The sequence below is a fragment of the Salinispora fenicalii genome, from assembly GCF_000514815.1.
Lineage (GTDB): Bacteria > Actinomycetota > Actinomycetes > Mycobacteriales > Micromonosporaceae > Micromonospora > Micromonospora fenicalii.
Window position 1 is genome coordinate 312,739 of record NZ_AZWQ01000009.1, and the last position, 15,165, is coordinate 327,903.

10 protein-coding genes are annotated in these 15,165 nt (G+C 70.0%); 7 read left to right on the plus strand and 3 right to left on the minus strand.

Annotated elements, in window-relative coordinates; translation table 11 throughout:
• Positions 1–14 precede the first annotated feature (14 nt).
• The 4 genes from B116_RS0103000 to B116_RS0103015 all read left to right on the plus strand — a co-directional run bounded on the left by B116_RS0103000 (position 15) and on the right by B116_RS0103015 (position 8,558).
• A complete protein-coding gene (locus B116_RS0103000; RefSeq protein ID WP_018721571.1) occupies positions 15–1,202 on the plus strand; it encodes an FAD-dependent oxidoreductase in 1,188 nt (395 codons plus the stop codon).
• A 191-nt stretch (positions 1,203–1,393) separates the two neighbouring features.
• Entirely contained in the window at positions 1,394–6,115 is a 4,722-nt protein-coding gene (gene gltB / locus B116_RS0103005) for a glutamate synthase large subunit (RefSeq protein ID WP_027659174.1), read from the plus strand.
• Positions 6,108–7,613, plus strand: a complete 1,506-nt coding sequence (locus tag B116_RS0103010; protein WP_027659175.1) for a glutamate synthase subunit beta — start codon at positions 6,108–6,110, stop codon at positions 7,611–7,613. The genes gltB and B116_RS0103010 overlap by 8 nt, the downstream gene beginning before the upstream one ends.
• Before the next feature lie 147 nt (positions 7,614–7,760).
• Entirely contained in the window at positions 7,761–8,558 is a 798-nt protein-coding gene (locus tag B116_RS0103015) for an SGNH/GDSL hydrolase family protein (RefSeq protein ID WP_027659176.1), read from the plus strand.
• A gap of 153 nt (positions 8,559–8,711) precedes the next feature.
• Here B116_RS0103015 and B116_RS0103020 read toward each other — a convergent pair whose 3' ends face one another.
• The 3 genes from B116_RS0103020 to B116_RS0103030 are packed head-to-tail and all read right to left on the minus strand — an operon-like array spanning position 8,712 to position 10,799.
• Positions 8,712–8,963: a helix-turn-helix transcriptional regulator gene (locus tag B116_RS0103020; protein ID WP_018721575.1), complete on the minus strand. Its 252-nt coding sequence runs from the start codon at positions 8,961–8,963 to the stop codon at positions 8,712–8,714.
• 10 nt (positions 8,964–8,973) lie between these two features.
• A complete protein-coding gene (locus B116_RS0103025; RefSeq protein WP_018721576.1) occupies positions 8,974–9,825 on the minus strand; it encodes an ABC transporter permease in 852 nt (283 codons plus the stop codon).
• Positions 9,822–10,799, minus strand: coding sequence for an ABC transporter ATP-binding protein (locus B116_RS0103030; protein ID WP_018721577.1), 978 nt, complete (start codon positions 10,797–10,799; stop codon positions 9,822–9,824). Before B116_RS0103030 ends, B116_RS0103025 begins: the two co-directional genes overlap by 4 nt.
• Positions 10,800–11,063: 264 nt before the next feature.
• Between B116_RS0103030 and B116_RS0103035 the strand changes: the two genes are divergently transcribed.
• The 3 genes from B116_RS0103035 to B116_RS0103045 all read left to right on the plus strand — a co-directional run bounded on the left by B116_RS0103035 (position 11,064) and on the right by B116_RS0103045 (position 14,676).
• Positions 11,064–11,921, plus strand: coding sequence for an esterase/lipase family protein (locus B116_RS0103035; protein WP_027659177.1), 858 nt, complete (start codon positions 11,064–11,066; stop codon positions 11,919–11,921).
• Positions 11,922–12,290: 369 nt separating this feature from the next.
• The gene (pyk, locus tag B116_RS0103040; protein WP_026321585.1) at positions 12,291–13,739 is read left to right on the plus strand and encodes a pyruvate kinase; all 1,449 of its coding nucleotides are present in this window, start codon (positions 12,291–12,293) and stop codon (positions 13,737–13,739) included.
• A gap of 52 nt (positions 13,740–13,791) precedes the next feature.
• On the plus strand, positions 13,792–14,676 hold the full coding sequence (locus tag B116_RS0103045; protein WP_018721580.1) for an acyl-CoA thioesterase: 885 nt from the start codon (positions 13,792–13,794) through the stop codon (positions 14,674–14,676).
• The last annotated feature ends 489 nt before the right edge of the window (positions 14,677–15,165 follow it).

Consider the following 15,165-nt stretch of genomic DNA (forward strand, 5'->3'; position numbering starts at 1 on the left):
GCGAGGAGGGCCGCATGCGTAGCGCGGTCGTGGTCGGCGCCGGTGTCGGTGGCCTTGCGGTCGCGGGCGCGTTGGCGCGCTCCGGCTGGCAGGTCACGCTGGTCGAGCGAGCCGACCGAATCCGTCCGGAACCCACCGCGGTGGTGCTCTGGCCCAACGGCGTGCGCGCCCTGCGTGCCCTCGGCCTCGGGGCCGGGCTCGACGCGATCGCCACCCCGTTGTCGAACAGTGGCGTGCGCCGCCCCGACGGCCACCAGCTAGTGCGGCCCCGCCCGGCCCCGGCGGACCGAAGCCCGGTGGTGGTGCACCAGGAGGACCTGCACGATGCGCTGATCGCCGGGCTGGGCGACGGTGTTGAGTTGCGCACCGGCGTGACCCTCCGTTCGGTTCGCGCGGAGCCGGGCGCCCGTCCATCGGTCAGTGACGGCCGGCACACCTACGAGGCGGACCTGGTGGTCGCCGCCGATGGCCTCAACAGCGTGGCTCGCGCGCAGCTCGCACCGGAGGCGGCGGTGGTCAGTTGTGGTTCGGCCGCGTGGCGGGCGGTGATCCCGTGGTACCGGACGCCCCAACTCCCCGCCGACCTGCCGCCGACCGGGGAGATCCTCGGTGCCGGGTACCGCTTCATCTACGTGTCGCTGGGCGAACGGGGCTCTTCCGGGGCCTCCAGCCGCGGCGGGATCTACTGGGTGGCCACCGCCGCCGGTGCGCCCCGGCCAGAGTCGCCGGAGATCCAACTCAACCTGCTGCGTCGCTGGTACGCCGGCTGGCCCGCCCCCATCGCCGACCTGCTCGACGCCACCGATCCGGCCGACCTGGTCCAGCGGGAGATCCGCGAACTGCGCCCGCTGCCCCGCACGTACGGCTTCCCCACCGGCCCGGGTGGGGCGGTGCTGCTCGGTGACGCCGCGCACGCCATGCCCCCGCACCTGGGGCAGGGGGCCTGCCTCGCCTTCGAGGACGCCGCGACCCTGGCCGCGCTGCTCCGCGAGTCCCGGCTGCCGGACGCGGTCGTCGCCTACGACCGGACCCGACGGCCCCGGGTGGCGGCGACGGTCCGGCAGACCCGACGGATGTCGGCGGTGCTCCAGGCCCGTGGTCGTCTTGCACTTCGGGCACGCGACGCTGTTCTCGGCGCCCTCACCCCCCGACTACTGGGCAGCGCCGGCACGACCGCTGACCAGTGGCGTCCGCCGTCCTGACCGGCTCTGGAGGCCACGAGGCCATCCGGCGGAGAGCGATGCGGCGCGGAGGTGCACTTTTCTCACACTCTGGAAGGTGTGATCAATCTGCACTGGCCTTGTGCGGCCCCCCCTAACGTAGACTCAAGTGACCCTGAGGGCCGACGTCGTCCCGATCAAGATTGCAGCCTGAGTGACGACAGGAGGCCCGGGTGGCCGCTCCGTACCCGCACCGCATCCCACAGCATGTCCCGCACTCCGGCCCGATCGGGTCCACCGCCGGGCTCTACGACCCCGCGTACGAACGTGATGCGTGCGGGGTGGCGTTCGTGGCGGACCTGCACGGCCGCCGGTCGCACGGGGTGGTGGCGAACGGGCTCGCCGCCCTGCGCCGGCTCGACCATCGGGGCGCCCGGGGTGCGGAGCCGAACACCGGCGACGGCGCGGGCATCCTGATCCAGGTGCCGGACGCGCTGCTGCGGGCGGTGGTGGACTTCCCACTGCCCCCGATCGGTGAGTACGCGACCGGCCTGGTCTTCCTGCCCGACGATGACGAGGCCGAGCTCCGGGCCCGCCGGGTGGTGGAGAAGTACGCGTTGGTCGAGGGCGCCGACCTGCTCGGGTGGCGGGACGTGCCGGTGGATCCGGCGGGCCTGGGCGCGACGGCGCTCGCCGCGATGCCCCGGGTCCGGCAGCTCTTCGTCACCGCACACCGGCTCACCGACTCGGCGACGAGCCCGGCTGGTTCCCGGTTGACCGGCATCGAGCTGGAGCGGGTGGCGTACTGCGTCCGCAAGCAGGCCGAGCGGGAGTCGGCGGAGCGCGGCGTGCCGGCGTACTTTCCGTCGCTCTCCGGCCGCACGATGGTCTGGAAGGGCATGCTCACCCCGGACCAGCTGCCGGAGTTCTACCCGGAGCTGACCGACGAGCGGATGCGTAGCGCCATCGCGCTGGTGCACTCCCGGTTCTCCACGAACACCTTCCCGTCCTGGCCCCTGGCACACCCGTTCCGGTTCATCGCCCACAACGGCGAGATCAACACCATCCGTGGCAACCGGAACTGGATGCAGGCGAGAGAGTCGATGCTCGCCGGTGGAGCCGGTGCGGCGCTGCCCGGCAACATTCGTCGGATCTTCCCGGTCTGCACGCCGGGGGCGTCCGATTCCGCCAACTTCGACGAGGTCCTGGAACTGCTGCACCTGGCGGGACGAAGCCTGCCGCATGCGGTGTTGATGATGATCCCGGAGGCCTGGGAGAACGACCCGGACATGCCCGCTGACCAACGGGCCTTCTATCGGTTCCACGCCAGCCTGATGGAACCCTGGGACGGGCCGGCGTCGGTGGCGTTCACCGATGGCGAGATTGTCGGGGCGGTGCTGGACCGCAACGGCCTACGTCCCGGCCGCTGGTGGCAGACCTCCGACGGGCTGGTCGTGCTTGGCAGCGAGGCGGGTGTGCTGGACCTGGATCCGGCCACCGTGGTCGCCAAGGGGCGCCTGCAGCCCGGTCGGATGTTCCTGGTGGACACCGTGGGCGGCCGGATCGTGCACGACGACGAGATCAAGGCCCAGCTGGCAGCGGCCCAGCCGTATGAGGAGTGGCTCCACGCCGGCCTCATCGAGCTGACCGACCTGCCGGCCCGGGAGCACATCGTCTACACCCACGACTCGGTACGTCGTCGGCAACAGGCGTTCGGCTACACCGACGAGGAGTTGAAGATTCTCCTCGCGCCGATGGCGCGGGTCGGCGCCGAGCCGATCGGCTCGATGGGAACGGACACCCCGATCTCCCCGCTGTCCACCCGACCCCGGCTGCTCTACGACTACTTCCACCAGCTCTTCGCCCAGGTCACAAACCCGCCGCTGGACGCCATCCGGGAGGAGCTGGTGACCAGCCTCCAGTCCACGATCGGGCCGGAGGGCAACCTGCTCGACCCGGGGGCGGCGAGCTGCCGGCAGCTCGTTGTCCCCTATCCGGTGATCGACAACGACGAGCTGGCGAAGATCCTCTCCATCGACGAGGACGGGAACCTCCCCGGATTCAAGGCGGTCCGGGTTTCCGGCCTGTACCGGATCCGGGAGGGCGGCGCGGGCATCCGGGCGCGGCTGACCGAGATCTGTCGGCACGTCTCCGAGGCCATCGAGGATGGCGTGCGCATCCTCGTTCTCTCCGACCGGGACTCCAACGCCGACCTCGCCCCGATCCCGTCGTTGCTGCTCACCGCGGCGGTGCACCAGCATCTGGTTCGGGAACAGACCCGGACCCAGGTGGCGCTGATCGTGGAGTCCGGTGACTGCCGGGAGGTGCACCACGCGGCCGTGCTGGTCGGGTACGGCGCGGCGGCGGTCAACCCGTACCTGGCGTTCGAGTCGGTGGAAGACATGATCTCGACCGGCGCGTTGGTCGGCGTCGAGCCGGGCACCGCGGTCCGCAACTACGTCAAGGCGCTCGGCAAGGGCGTACTGAAGATCATGTCCAAGATGGGCATCTCGACCGTGTCGTCGTACTGCGGCGCCCAGGTCTTCGAGGCGGTTGGGCTGGACAGCCAGCTGATCGAGCGGTATTTCCGGGGTACTCCCAGCAAGATCGGCGGGGTTGACCTGGACGGAATCCACGTTGAGGTCGCCGCTCGACACGCCCATGCCTGGCCGGAGCCGGGGACGGCGACGACCGACCGGCTGGATGTCGGCGGCGAGTACCAGTGGCGGCGTGAGGGCGAGCTGCACCTGTTCAATCCAGAGACCGTCTTCCTGCTCCAGCACGCCACCCGTAGCCGGCAGTACGACGTCTTCCGGGCGTACACCTCGAAGGTTGACGCGTTGGCCGCCCAGGGGGGTGCACTACGGGGTCGGTTCACGCTGCGTACCGGAGTGCGGCCGCCGGTGCCGATCGAGGAGGTCGAGCCGGCCAGCGAGATCGTTCGGCGTTTCGCTACCGGCGCCATGTCCTACGGGTCGATCTCGGTGGAGGCCCACGAAACCCTCGCGATCGCGATGAATCGGCTCGGCGGCAAGTCCAACACCGGCGAGGGCGGTGAGGATGTCGAGCGACTGCACGATCCGACCCGCCGCTCCGCCGTCAAGCAGATCGCCAGCGGTCGGTTCGGGGTCACCACCGAGTACCTCGTGAACGCCGATGACCTGCAGATCAAGATGGCGCAGGGTGCCAAGCCCGGCGAGGGCGGCCAACTTCCGGGCAACAAGGTCTGGCCGTGGATCGCCCGGACTCGCCACGCCACGCCGGGGGTCGGTCTGATCTCTCCGCCACCACACCACGACATCTACTCCATCGAGGACCTGGCCCAGCTCGTGCACGACCTCAAGTGCGTCAACCCGGCGGCACGGGTGCACGTCAAGCTGGTCAGTGAGGTCGGGGTGGGTACGGTGGCGGCGGGTGTGGCGAAGCTGAAGGCCGATGTCATCCTCATCTCCGGGCACGATGGCGGCACCGGTGCGTCCCCGCTGAACTCGCTCAAGCACGCGGGCACCCCATGGGAGCTGGGCCTGGCCGAGGCGCAGCAGACCCTGCTGCTCAACAAGCTCCGGGACCGGGTCACCGTGCAGGTTGATGGTCAGCTCAAGACCGGTCGGGACGTGCTGGTCGCGGCCCTGCTCGGGGCGGAGGAGTTCGGCTTCGCCACCGCCCCGCTGATCGTCGAGGGCTGCGTGATGATGCGCGTCTGCCATCTGGACACCTGCCCGGTCGGCATCGCCACCCAGAACCCAGTGCTGCGCGAGCGGTTCACTGGCCGGCCGGAGTTCGTGGAGAACTTCTTCCTCTTCCTCGCCGAGGAGGTCCGTGGGTACCTCGCCGAGCTGGGTCTGCGTTCGATCGATGAGGCGATCGGCCGGACCGAACTGCTCGACGTCGCCCCCGCGGTTGATCACTGGAAGGCGGCCGGTATCGACCTGAGCCCCGTCCTGCGCCTGCCGGAGCTACCGGAGGAGACCGCTCGGCGGGGCGTGCGCGCCCAGGACCACGGTCTCGGGCTGGCGTTGGACAACGAGCTGATCGCGCTGGCCGAGCCGGCGCTGCGTTCCGGCACCCGGGTGCGGACGCTGGTGCCGGTGCGTAACGAGCACCGCAGCGTCGGCGCGATGCTCGGTGGTGAGGTGGTCCGTCGCCACGGCGGGGCCGGCTTGCCCACCGACACGATCGAGTTCGACCTGCACGGCACCGTCGGGCAGTCGTTCGGTGCGTTCCTGCCGTCCGGGGTCACCCTGCGCCTGTACGGCGACGCCAACGACTACGTCGGCAAGGGGCTCTCCGGGGGGCGGCTGGTGCTCCGACCGGATCGGGCCGCGCCCTTCGTCAACGCCGAGGCCGTGCCGGGCCGGCGGGCGGAGGATCAGATCATCGCCGGCAACACCATCCTCTACGGTGCCACGGCAGGTGAGGTCTTCCTTCGCGGTCGGGCGGGGGAGCGGTTCGCGGTACGAAACTCCGGGGCGGCTGCTGTCGTCGAGGGCGTCGGTGATCACGGCTGCGAGTACATGACCGGCGGTACCGTCGTGGTGTTGGGGCCGACGGGGCGGAACTTCGCGGCCGGGATGTCCGGTGGGACCGCGTTCGTGTGGCGGCTGGATCGTCGCCGGGTCAACACGGAGTTGGTGGACCTGACGCCTCTGAGCGAGCAGGAGCAGGCAACCCTCTACGACCTGGTCCAGCGGCACTACACCGAGACCGACTCGGCGGTCGCCGAGGACTTGCTCAAGCGTTGGTCGGAGGCGGTGGAGGAGTTCACCGCCGTGGTGCCCCGGGACTATCGCCGGGTGCTGGAGATCATGCGGGCTGCCGAAGCCGCCGGCTACGACGTGGACGACGCGGTGATGAGCGCCCTGGCGGCGCCGGCAGCGCAGCCCGCGTCGTCCGCACCGTCCACGCCGGTGTCGCCCGTCGCGCGGGTGGCCGTCCAGGAGGTAGCTCGTGCCTGATTCGTTTGGTTTCCTGCGCTACGACCGGCAGCTCCCCGCCCGCCGGCCCGTGCCGGTGCGGATCAGGGACTGGCGGGAGGTCTACCCACCGGCAGGTGAGGAGCTGATCCGGGAGCAGGCCACCCGCTGTATGGACTGCGGCATTCCGTTCTGCCACGATGGCTGCCCGCTGGGCAATCGCATCCCGGACTGGAACGACCTGGTCCGCACCGGTAGTTGGGACGCCGCGGTGGAGACGCTGCACGCCACCAACAACTTCCCGGAGTTCACCGGTCGGCTCTGCCCGGCACCTTGCGAGGCGGCCTGCGTACTTGGCCTCGGCGGCCAGCAGCCGGTCACGATCAAACAGGTCGAGGTGGAGATCGCCGATGCCGCCGCAGCCCGTGGCGGGCTGCGGCCCTGGCCGGTGCCGCCGGCCAGTGGCCGTTCGGTGGCGGTGGTCGGCTCCGGGCCCGCCGGGCTCGCCGCCGCGCAGCAGCTGGCCCGGGCCGGGCATGCGGTCACCGTGTACGAGCGGGACGACGCCCTCGGCGGCCTGCTGCGGTACGGCATCCCGGATTTCAAGCTGGAGAAGCACCACATCGACCGGCGGCTGGCGCAGCTCGCCGCCGAGGGGGTGCGCTTCCGCACGGGGGTGGAGGTCGGTGTCGACGTGACCGCCGAGCAGCTGCGGGCCGAGCACGACGCGGTGCTGCTCGCCTGCGGCGCCCTGGCCAGCCGGGATACCCCGGCAACCCCCGGGCGATCGCTGCGCGGTGTGCACCAGGCGATGGGGCACCTCGTCGCGGCAAACCGGGTGGTCGCCGCCGCGGGGGCGAATCCGCCGGCCGCCGCGGTGCTACCGGATGGCACGCCGATCGATGCGGCCGGCCGGAACGTCGTCATCATCGGTGGCGGAGATACCGGCGCGGACTGCCTCGGCGTCGCCCACCGGCAGGGTGCCGCTGCGGTGTACCAGCTCGACCTCTACCCGCAGCCGTCCCGGGAGCGGGACGAGGCGCGGGATCCGTGGCCAACCTGGCCGTGGATCCTGCGCGAGTACCCGGCGCACGAGGAGGGCGGGGAGCGGGTCTTCGCCGTCGCCGTGCAGGAGTTCGTGGACGACGGCAGCGGTGCGGTGCGGGCGGTCCGGGTCGCCGAGGTGACGGTGGAGAAGAGTGCTGGCCGGCGGGTCGTCACCCCGGTGCCGGGCACCGAGCGGGAGCTGCCGGCCGAACTGGTGCTGCTTGCGATTGGTTTCGATGGCACCGAGCCGCAGCCGCTGCTTGAGCAACTCGGGGTGTCCCGCAACGAACGGGGCGCGGTAGCGGCCCGTTCGGACTGGCAGACCGACGTGGACGGCGTCTTCGTCGCCGGGGACATGCACCGGGGCGCGTCGTTGATCGTGTGGGCGATCGCCGAGGGCCGGGCCGCCGCTGCCGCCATCCATTCGTACCTGGACGGGCGCGGTTCGCTGCCGGCGCCGGTGAACTCGGACGCGCGGCCGCTGGCCAGCTGAGGGGCGGCCGGGGCTGAGGGCGGCCGGTGGTGCAACGTATTCACTTTGATGAATTGCTTCGGTAGTATTACCAGCTAGTAACAACTCCTACCCTGGCCACGCGCGCGGTCTCTGGGCTCCACCACCACCGGCCCTGTGGAGGTCCACATGCCACCCCGTGCACCCGCCCGCGCCCTGGCGGCGCTGGTCGCCCTCTGCGTCGCCGTCGTCGGCGCAGTACTGGTTCCCAGCGCCGCGCAGGCCGCGACCATCAACTACGTCGCGCTCGGCGACTCGTACTCCAGCGGCGTCGGTGCCGGCCCGTATGACGGGTCCAGCTGCCTGCGCAGTCAGAAGTCCTACGCCCCGCGCTGGGCTGCGGCGAATGCGGTGACCAGCTTCCAGTTCCCGGCCTGTGGTGGAGCGGTCACCGCCGATGTCATCGACAGCCAGGTCGACACGCTCAGCGCGAGCACCACGATGGTGACCGTCACCATCGGTGGTAACGACGCCGGCTTCGCGAGCGTGATGCTCACCTGCCGGTTCGGCAGCACCTCGGCCTGCACGGAGGCCATTGACGAGGCCCGGGACTTCGCCCAGACCACCTTGCCTGGCCGGCTGGACGCCACCTACGCGGCGATCCGGGACCGGGCGCCGAACGCCCGGCTGATCGTGCTCGGCTACCCGCGCCTCTTCGAGACCGGCTGGTGTGGCCTGTTCGGGATGAGCGCCACCAAGCGGCAGCAGCTCAACGAGGCCGCTGACCTCCTCACCAGCATCACCGCCGGCCGCGCCGCCGCGGCCGGTGCCACCTTCGCTGACCCTCGTTCCTACTTCGCCGGCCACGGCGTCTGCGGCGACGAGCCCTGGATCAACGATGTCACCAGGCTTATCGAGGCGTATCACCCCAACGACGAGGGCTACCGCGACGGCTACCTGCCGGCGCTGAACGCCGTCACCGGCTGACCCGTCCTGGCGTTCGGCTGCCCCGTCTTGGCGTTCGGCTGCCCTGTCCTGGCGCTGACTGACTCAGCCCGGCGGCCGGCGGTCCCTGGTGGACTGCCGGCCGGCCGTGGGGGGCAGGTGCGGACGGCGGCGGTGCTGGCCGCCGCCTCTGGTTCATGCTGGGCCACGGTTCCCGACGGCGGCATCGCCGATGCGGGGAAACGGTTCGATCGAGAAGACCACCTCGACCGGCACCTCGAAGTAGGCGGCGATTCGCAGCGCCAGGTGCAGGCTGGGCCGAAACTCCCCCCGCTCCAGGTAGCCGATGGTCTGGTAGTGCACTCCGAGCGCGTCGGCGAGCTGCCGTCGGGAGATGCCCCGTTCGGCGCGCAGTACCGCGATCCGGTTGTGCACGGTCTCGCTCATCGATGCCCTCTCATCCGACCCGCTGCATGGCCTGCTCCCGTCGGGCCGCGACGCGCGAGCCGGACTCCCGGCGGGCCATCCGGCGCATCAGCACCGGTGCCAGTACGAGTCCGAGCACCGCCCACGCCCCGAGGACGGCAACCATCTCCAGATGGCGCCAGGATCCGCCGATCTCGACCGCCGCCAGGTCGGCCGGAAGCAGCGCGGAGCGCATGCCCAAGCCTAGCCAGTAGAGCGGGAAGACCTGGGCGGCACCCTGGAGCCAGCCGGGCAGGCCGCTGATCGGGTAGAAGATGCCGGAGACAGCGATGAGGCCCATCACCGGCAGTACCACCAGCCCCATGTTGCGCGGGTTCTCGATCAGAGAGCCGAGCATCGCGCCCAGCGGGAGCGTCGCCACCAGCCCGAGCGGCACCGCCCAGGCCAGGGTGAGCCAGGCGCTGGGGTCGCCCAGCCGGAGCCCGTCCAGGAAGAACATCCCGGGGGTCAGTTGGATGGCCAGGCCGATCATCGAGACCGACGAGACCAGCACCAGCTTGCCGACCAGGTAGCCGAGCATCCCGTTTGGAATGGCCTTGGCCCGCAGCAGGGTGCCGTCCTCCCGATCCACGACGAGGTGCTGGGCCAACCCGAGCAGCCCGCCAAAGAGTAGGCCCATGCCCAGCGCGCTGGGCAGGGTCCGAGCACCGAGGGAGAAGTCGGTGCCGGGCACGGTCGCCCCACGCATGAAGAAGACGGCGACCAGCAGCACGACCGTGGGGAAGAAGTAGTTCCACAGATCCTGGCCGTTGGTGAAGGTGCTGCGCAACTCGATCCCGCCGCGCCGTAGGCCGGCCCGGAGCGCGGTGGTCTTTGGGTTCATCGGTTCTCCTCCTGCTGCTGCCACACCCGCTCGGCCCGGCCGGTACGGATTCCGGTCTCTTCCTCGTGCACCAGGGCCAGGTACGCGTCCTCCAGGTTGGCGCGGCGTACTTCCAGTTCCTGCACCCGGTCGCCGTGTTCGCGGAGCAGGTCGCGCAGGAAGCCGGTGGCGTCCATGGTGGCGTGCACGTGGCGTTGGCCATCGCAGGTCCAGCGGATCTCCGCATCGGTGGTCAGCCGGCGGGAGAGCTGGTCCGGCGAGCCCTGGGCGATGATCCGGCCGTTGGCCAGGATGATGATCAGGTCGGCGAGCTTCTCCGCCTCGGCCAGATCGTGGGTGGACAGCAGAATGGTGGTGTGGTCCAGGTCGGCGAGGCGGTGCACGAGCTCGTGGAACTCGCGTCGGGCCGCCGGGTCGAGGCCGACCGTCGGCTCGTCCAGGAAGAGCAGCCCCGGCCGGCCTACGATGCCGACCGCCACGTCGAGTCGCCGCCGTTGCCCGCCGGAGAGCCGGGACACCCGAGCGTTGGCATGTGCGGTCAGCCCGACGGCCGCCAGCAGGTCGTCCACCGGCCATGGGCGCTGGATCTGGTCGGTCGCGTACGGCGCGTAGTACTCGCCGATGTGGGAGAGGAGGTCCCGCACCCGCCACCGGCCGTGGTCACGCCAGGATTGGAGCACTACGCCGATCTGGGCGCGCCACCGCTCGTCGCCGCGGGCGGGATCAACGCCGAGCACCCGGACCAAGCCGGCTGAGGGCAGCCGGAATCCCTCAAGGATCTCGATGGTGGTGGTCTTGCCGGCGCCGTTCGGCCCGAGCAGCGCGATCACTTCACCGCGCTGGGCGGTGAGGTCGATGCCGTTCAGCACGTCCACGGTGCCGTAGCGCATGCGTAGGTTTCGAACGTCGAGGACCAGGTGATCGTCGGGATTTCGGGGGGCCTCGACCGCCTCCGACCATTCGACTGTAGTCATACTCTGGAAGATAGCACCTCTACTACAGGTCTACGTATAGCAACTCTCTCTCCTGGACGGGTTGTGTCTGCGCCGTGGTGCGGTGTTTCCGCGAGTTGCTTTCCCTTACGGGGTCTTTGTCCAGACCGCCGGAGTGTGCCATTGGTGGAACAACAGGTTACTGGGAGGTAGCCAGGCATTGACGAATAAGAATTTCTGCCCGCATCATCGTTCGCACCGGTCGATCGGACGCACCGCACCCACCACCCTCATGGAGGTGCAGCCATGTTGCTTCGAAAGACCGCCATCGTGCTCGCGTTCGCGCTCGGCGCCACTGTCGCCGTCCCGGGCGTCGCCGCCAGCGCAGCACCCGCCGTCCCGGGGGGCGCCGCCAGCGCAGCACCCGCCGGAACTACGGCGGAGCAAACGTCCAACCACCCCGCCTCGGCCAGCAGTTCCGGCGCAGCCGGCCCGGCTGACGTAGCCGACAACCCCGTGATCATCGTTGGCGGGTTAAGCGGCTTCGCCTTCGCCTACAGGCCGCTCGCCGCGCGTCTGGACGCCGACGGCTTCCGCCCCTTCATCTATGAACTGCCGGGGCTGGGCTTCGGCGATATCCCGACCTCGGCCCGCGCTTTCGCCGACTACGTCGATGAGGTTCGCGCCAGCACCGGTGCCAGCCGCGTGGATTTGGTGGGGCACTCCGAGGGGGGCTTGGTGGCCCGCTACTACCTGAAGCGACTCGGTGGCACCGGAGCCGTCGGTCGGTACGTCAGCCTCGGCAGCCCGCAGTACGGGACGTACGTGGCCAACATCATCGCCTTCCTCGGGCTCGGCAGCTGTGCTGGCGTGGTGGCCTGTCAGCAGATGACGATCGGCTCGGACTTCCTCGCCGACCTCAACGCCGGTGACGACACCCCCGGCTCGGTCAGCTACACCACGATCCGAACCTGGCAGGACCAGTTGGTGCGGCCGGTGGGCAACGCCGCGCTGGCTGACGGGGCGAGCAACGTGCTGATCCAGTCCTGGTGTCCGCTGCGGCTGGTCGGGCACCTTGGGCTGGCGCTGGACGGGACCACCTACACGGTGATTCGGCAGGCGCTGCGCGACGAGTCGATCCGCCCCAACTGCTGGGCCGGCTAGGCGCGTTCCTGGTGGGGCGGTCGGCACGCCGACCACCCCACCAGGCTTTGTCGGGCGGTCCGGCTGTCTCCCAGGGCGCGCGCCAAACTGCTTCGGCCCTCCCGGGGGGTGCTTCCCTGGTCGCAGTGGGGGCGGGGGACGGGAAACCAGCGACCGAGGTCGAATGTCTCCGCGCTGTTCACCCATGCCTTCCAGCCCGACCTACCGCGGGCGGTACGATCTCGGGGCGCGCGGTCGCCGACGCCCGCCCCCCCACGACGTTCCCGGCGGTTATCCACTGCCGGCCGTGCAGCCGCGCAACGTCGGAGAACGTGTTCGCATTGCGACAGGGGTCGGCCCGCGGTCCGGCCCGGAGGAGAGATTAGCCTGATGGGCGTGACACGCCGCGCAAAGATCGTTTGCACACTTGGCCCCGCCACCTCCTCGCCAGAGCGCATTCGTGGCCTTGTTGAGGCCGGAATGGATGTGGCGAGGCTCAACTTCAGCCACGGCAGCCACGCAGATCACGAGGCGGTCTGTCGGCTGGTTCGGGAGGCGGCCGAGGCGGCGGGGAGGCCGGTCGCGGTTCTCGCTGATCTCCAGGGTCCCAAGATCCGACTTGGCCGGTTTGCCGACGGCCCGCACGAGTGGCGCACCGGTGATTCAGTCGTGATCACCAGTGATGACATCCTCGGCACCCGGGACCGGGTCGCCTGCACCTACCGCAAGCTTCCCCAGGAGGTGAAGCCCGGTGACCGGCTGCTGATCGACGACGGCCGGGTCGCGGTCGAGGTCACCGATGTCACCGGCAACGACATCCGCTGCCTGGTCACCGAGGGCGGACCGGTCTCCAACAACAAGGGTGTGTCACTGCCAAACGTGGCGGTCAGTGTCCCCGCGCTCTCGGACAAAGACACCGAGGACCTGCGGTTCGCCCTCGGCCTCGGTGCCGACCTGGTGGCACTCTCTTTCGTCCGCTCCGCCGACGACATCAAGCTGGTCCACGCCATCATGGCCGAGGAGGGCGTGCACCGGCCGGTGCTGGCCAAGGTGGAGAAGCCGGAGGCGGTGGATCAGCTCGGGGCGATCGTCCTGGCCTTCGACGGGGTCATGGTGGCCCGTGGTGACCTCGGCGTGGAGATGCCGCTGGACCAGGTGCCCCTGGTCCAGAAGCGCGCGGTGCAGCTCTGCCGGGAGAACGCCAAGCCGGTCATCGTCGCCACCCAGATGCTCGACTCCATGATTGAGAACTCCCGGCCCACCCGTGCTGAAGCCTCCGATGTGGCCAACGCCGTGCTCGACGGCGCGGACGCGGTGATGCTCTCCGGTGAGACCAGCGTCGGAAAGTATCCGGTGCTCACCGTGAGTACCATGGCAAAGATCGTGGAGACGACGGAGGCGGGCTCGATCGGGGTGCCGCGGCTCCAGCACGATCCGCGTACCCACGGGGGTGCGCTCACCATCGCCGCGTCGTCGATCGCGCGGGCGATCGACGCCAAGGCCATGGTGGCCTTCTCGCAGACCGGCGACACCGTCCGGCGACTCTCCCGGCTGCACTGCGACCTGCCGCTGCTCGCGTTCACCCCGGTGCCGGAGGTGCGCAACCAGCTCGCCCTCTCCTGGGGCGTACAGACGTTCCTGATGCCTTTCGTTGAGCACACCGATGCCATGTTCCGGCAGGTTGACGAGGCGATGCTCGGCCTTGGGCTGGCCAACCCCGGCGACTACGTCGTGATCGTCGCTGGTAGCCCGCCCGGGACCCCTGGCTCGACCAACACCCTGCGCGTACACCAGCTCGGGTCGCTGGTCGACCTCGCTGCGGCCCGGGCGCTCCAGTGAGCGTGCGGAGCGAGCCGGAGCCGCGATCCCAGCGGTCACGACGGGAGGCCCGGTGAGCGAGCCTGGTGCGGTGGTCGGTCAGGCCGCAGTCGATCAACTGCTGGAGGTGCTGGACCTCAGCCCGACCGGCGAGCGCGCCTTCCGGGGGATGAGTCCGCAGGTCGGCCCGCAGCGAGTGTACGGGGGACAGGTCGCCGGTCAGGCGCTGGTCGCCGCCGGACGGACGGTCGATCCGGAGCGCTTCGTGCACTCCCTACACGGCTATTTCGTGCGACCGGGCGACCCGAGCGAGCCCATCGACTACCAGGTCGAGTGCGTCCGTGACGGTCGTTCCTTCTCCGTCCGTCGGTCGGTGGCGCTTCAGCACGATAAACCGATCTTCTTCATGTCGGCGTCTTTTCAACGCCAGGAAGAGGGGCTGGATCACCACGCGCCGTCGCCGCCGGATGTGCCGGGCCCGGACGAGGTGCCGACGATGACCGATCGGCTCGCCCGCTACCCGGAGCGGCTGGGTATCTGGGCGCTGATTCCCCGGCCAATCGACGTCCGCTACGTCGGCGAGCCGGGCTGGGTGCGTCCTGGTGACCGTCCGGCTGAGCCGAATCAGCGGGTGTGGATGCGGATCGATGGCAAGCTCCCGGACGATCCGCTGCTGCACGCCTGCGCCCTGACGTACGCCTCCGACCTCACCCTGCTGGATTCGGTGCTGTCGGTGCACGGAGAGGTGTGGGGACCCGGCGGGGTAGTGGGCGCCAGTCTTGATCACGCGCTCTGGTTCCACCGGCCGTTCCGCGCGGACGAGTGGTTCCTCTACGACTGCTGGAGCCCGTCGGCGTCCGGAGCGCGCGGGTTGGCAGCCGGTCGCATGTTCACCCGGGACGGCCAGCAGATCGCCAGTGCGGTGCAGGAAGGCTTGCTGCGTAGGGTCGGGGCCTGACGCGCTCGATCTCCAGGGGAGGGGTCGGTCCTTTCGAGTGATTTGCCGCCGGAAAGGGCCGACCCGGATAGTTCATAACGACTGCACCCAATGACGGGTTTGTGTTTGCTTGGGGTGTGGTCGGGGGCATGGTGGTGGTGGAATCTCGGCGGGCGTCGGGGCGTTACACCCTGTGTACGACCGAGCAGGTGCCCCGCCGATGGCGGATGCCAGCCGGGTCAGCCCCCCGGGAATGGTGGTGGCCGGCCGGTCGTTACATCTGGACCCGGCGCCGTATGTGTGTGCCTCCCTGGTGAGGCCCACGGTCGCCGACCCCCTCTTCTCTTCTTGTTCTTTTGAGCGCCGGACGGTGCTTGCACCCCTTTGCCGCCTGATCCCCCTTTTCGGGCGTGCGTGGGTGTCGACCCCCGAATGGAGCATCCCCTGATGAACACGATTCTGCGTCGTAGTGTGCTTGGTGTTGCTGGTCTGGCCCTGTCCACCGGTGTC

Bases quoted from the DNA above. Each gene is read 5' to 3' on its own strand.
- B116_RS0103000 (WP_018721571.1), top strand. From the start codon at position 15: ATGCGTAGCGCGGTCGTGGTCGGCGCCGGTGTCGGTGGCCTTGCGGTC.
- B116_RS0103015 (WP_027659176.1), top strand. From the start codon at position 7,761: ATGCCACCCCGTGCACCCGCCCGCGCCCTGGCGGCGCTGGTCGCCCTC.
- B116_RS0103020 (WP_018721575.1), bottom strand. From the start codon at position 8,963: ATGAGCGAGACCGTGCACAACCGGATCGCGGTACTGCGCGCCGAACGG.
- B116_RS0103025 (WP_018721576.1), bottom strand. From the start codon at position 9,825: ATGAACCCAAAGACCACCGCGCTCCGGGCCGGCCTACGGCGCGGCGGG.
- B116_RS0103030 (WP_018721577.1), bottom strand. From the start codon at position 10,799: ATGACTACAGTCGAATGGTCGGAGGCGGTCGAGGCCCCCCGAAATCCC.
- B116_RS0103035 (WP_027659177.1), top strand. From the start codon at position 11,064: ATGTTGCTTCGAAAGACCGCCATCGTGCTCGCGTTCGCGCTCGGCGCC.
- pyk (WP_026321585.1), top strand. From the start codon at position 12,291: ATGGGCGTGACACGCCGCGCAAAGATCGTTTGCACACTTGGCCCCGCC.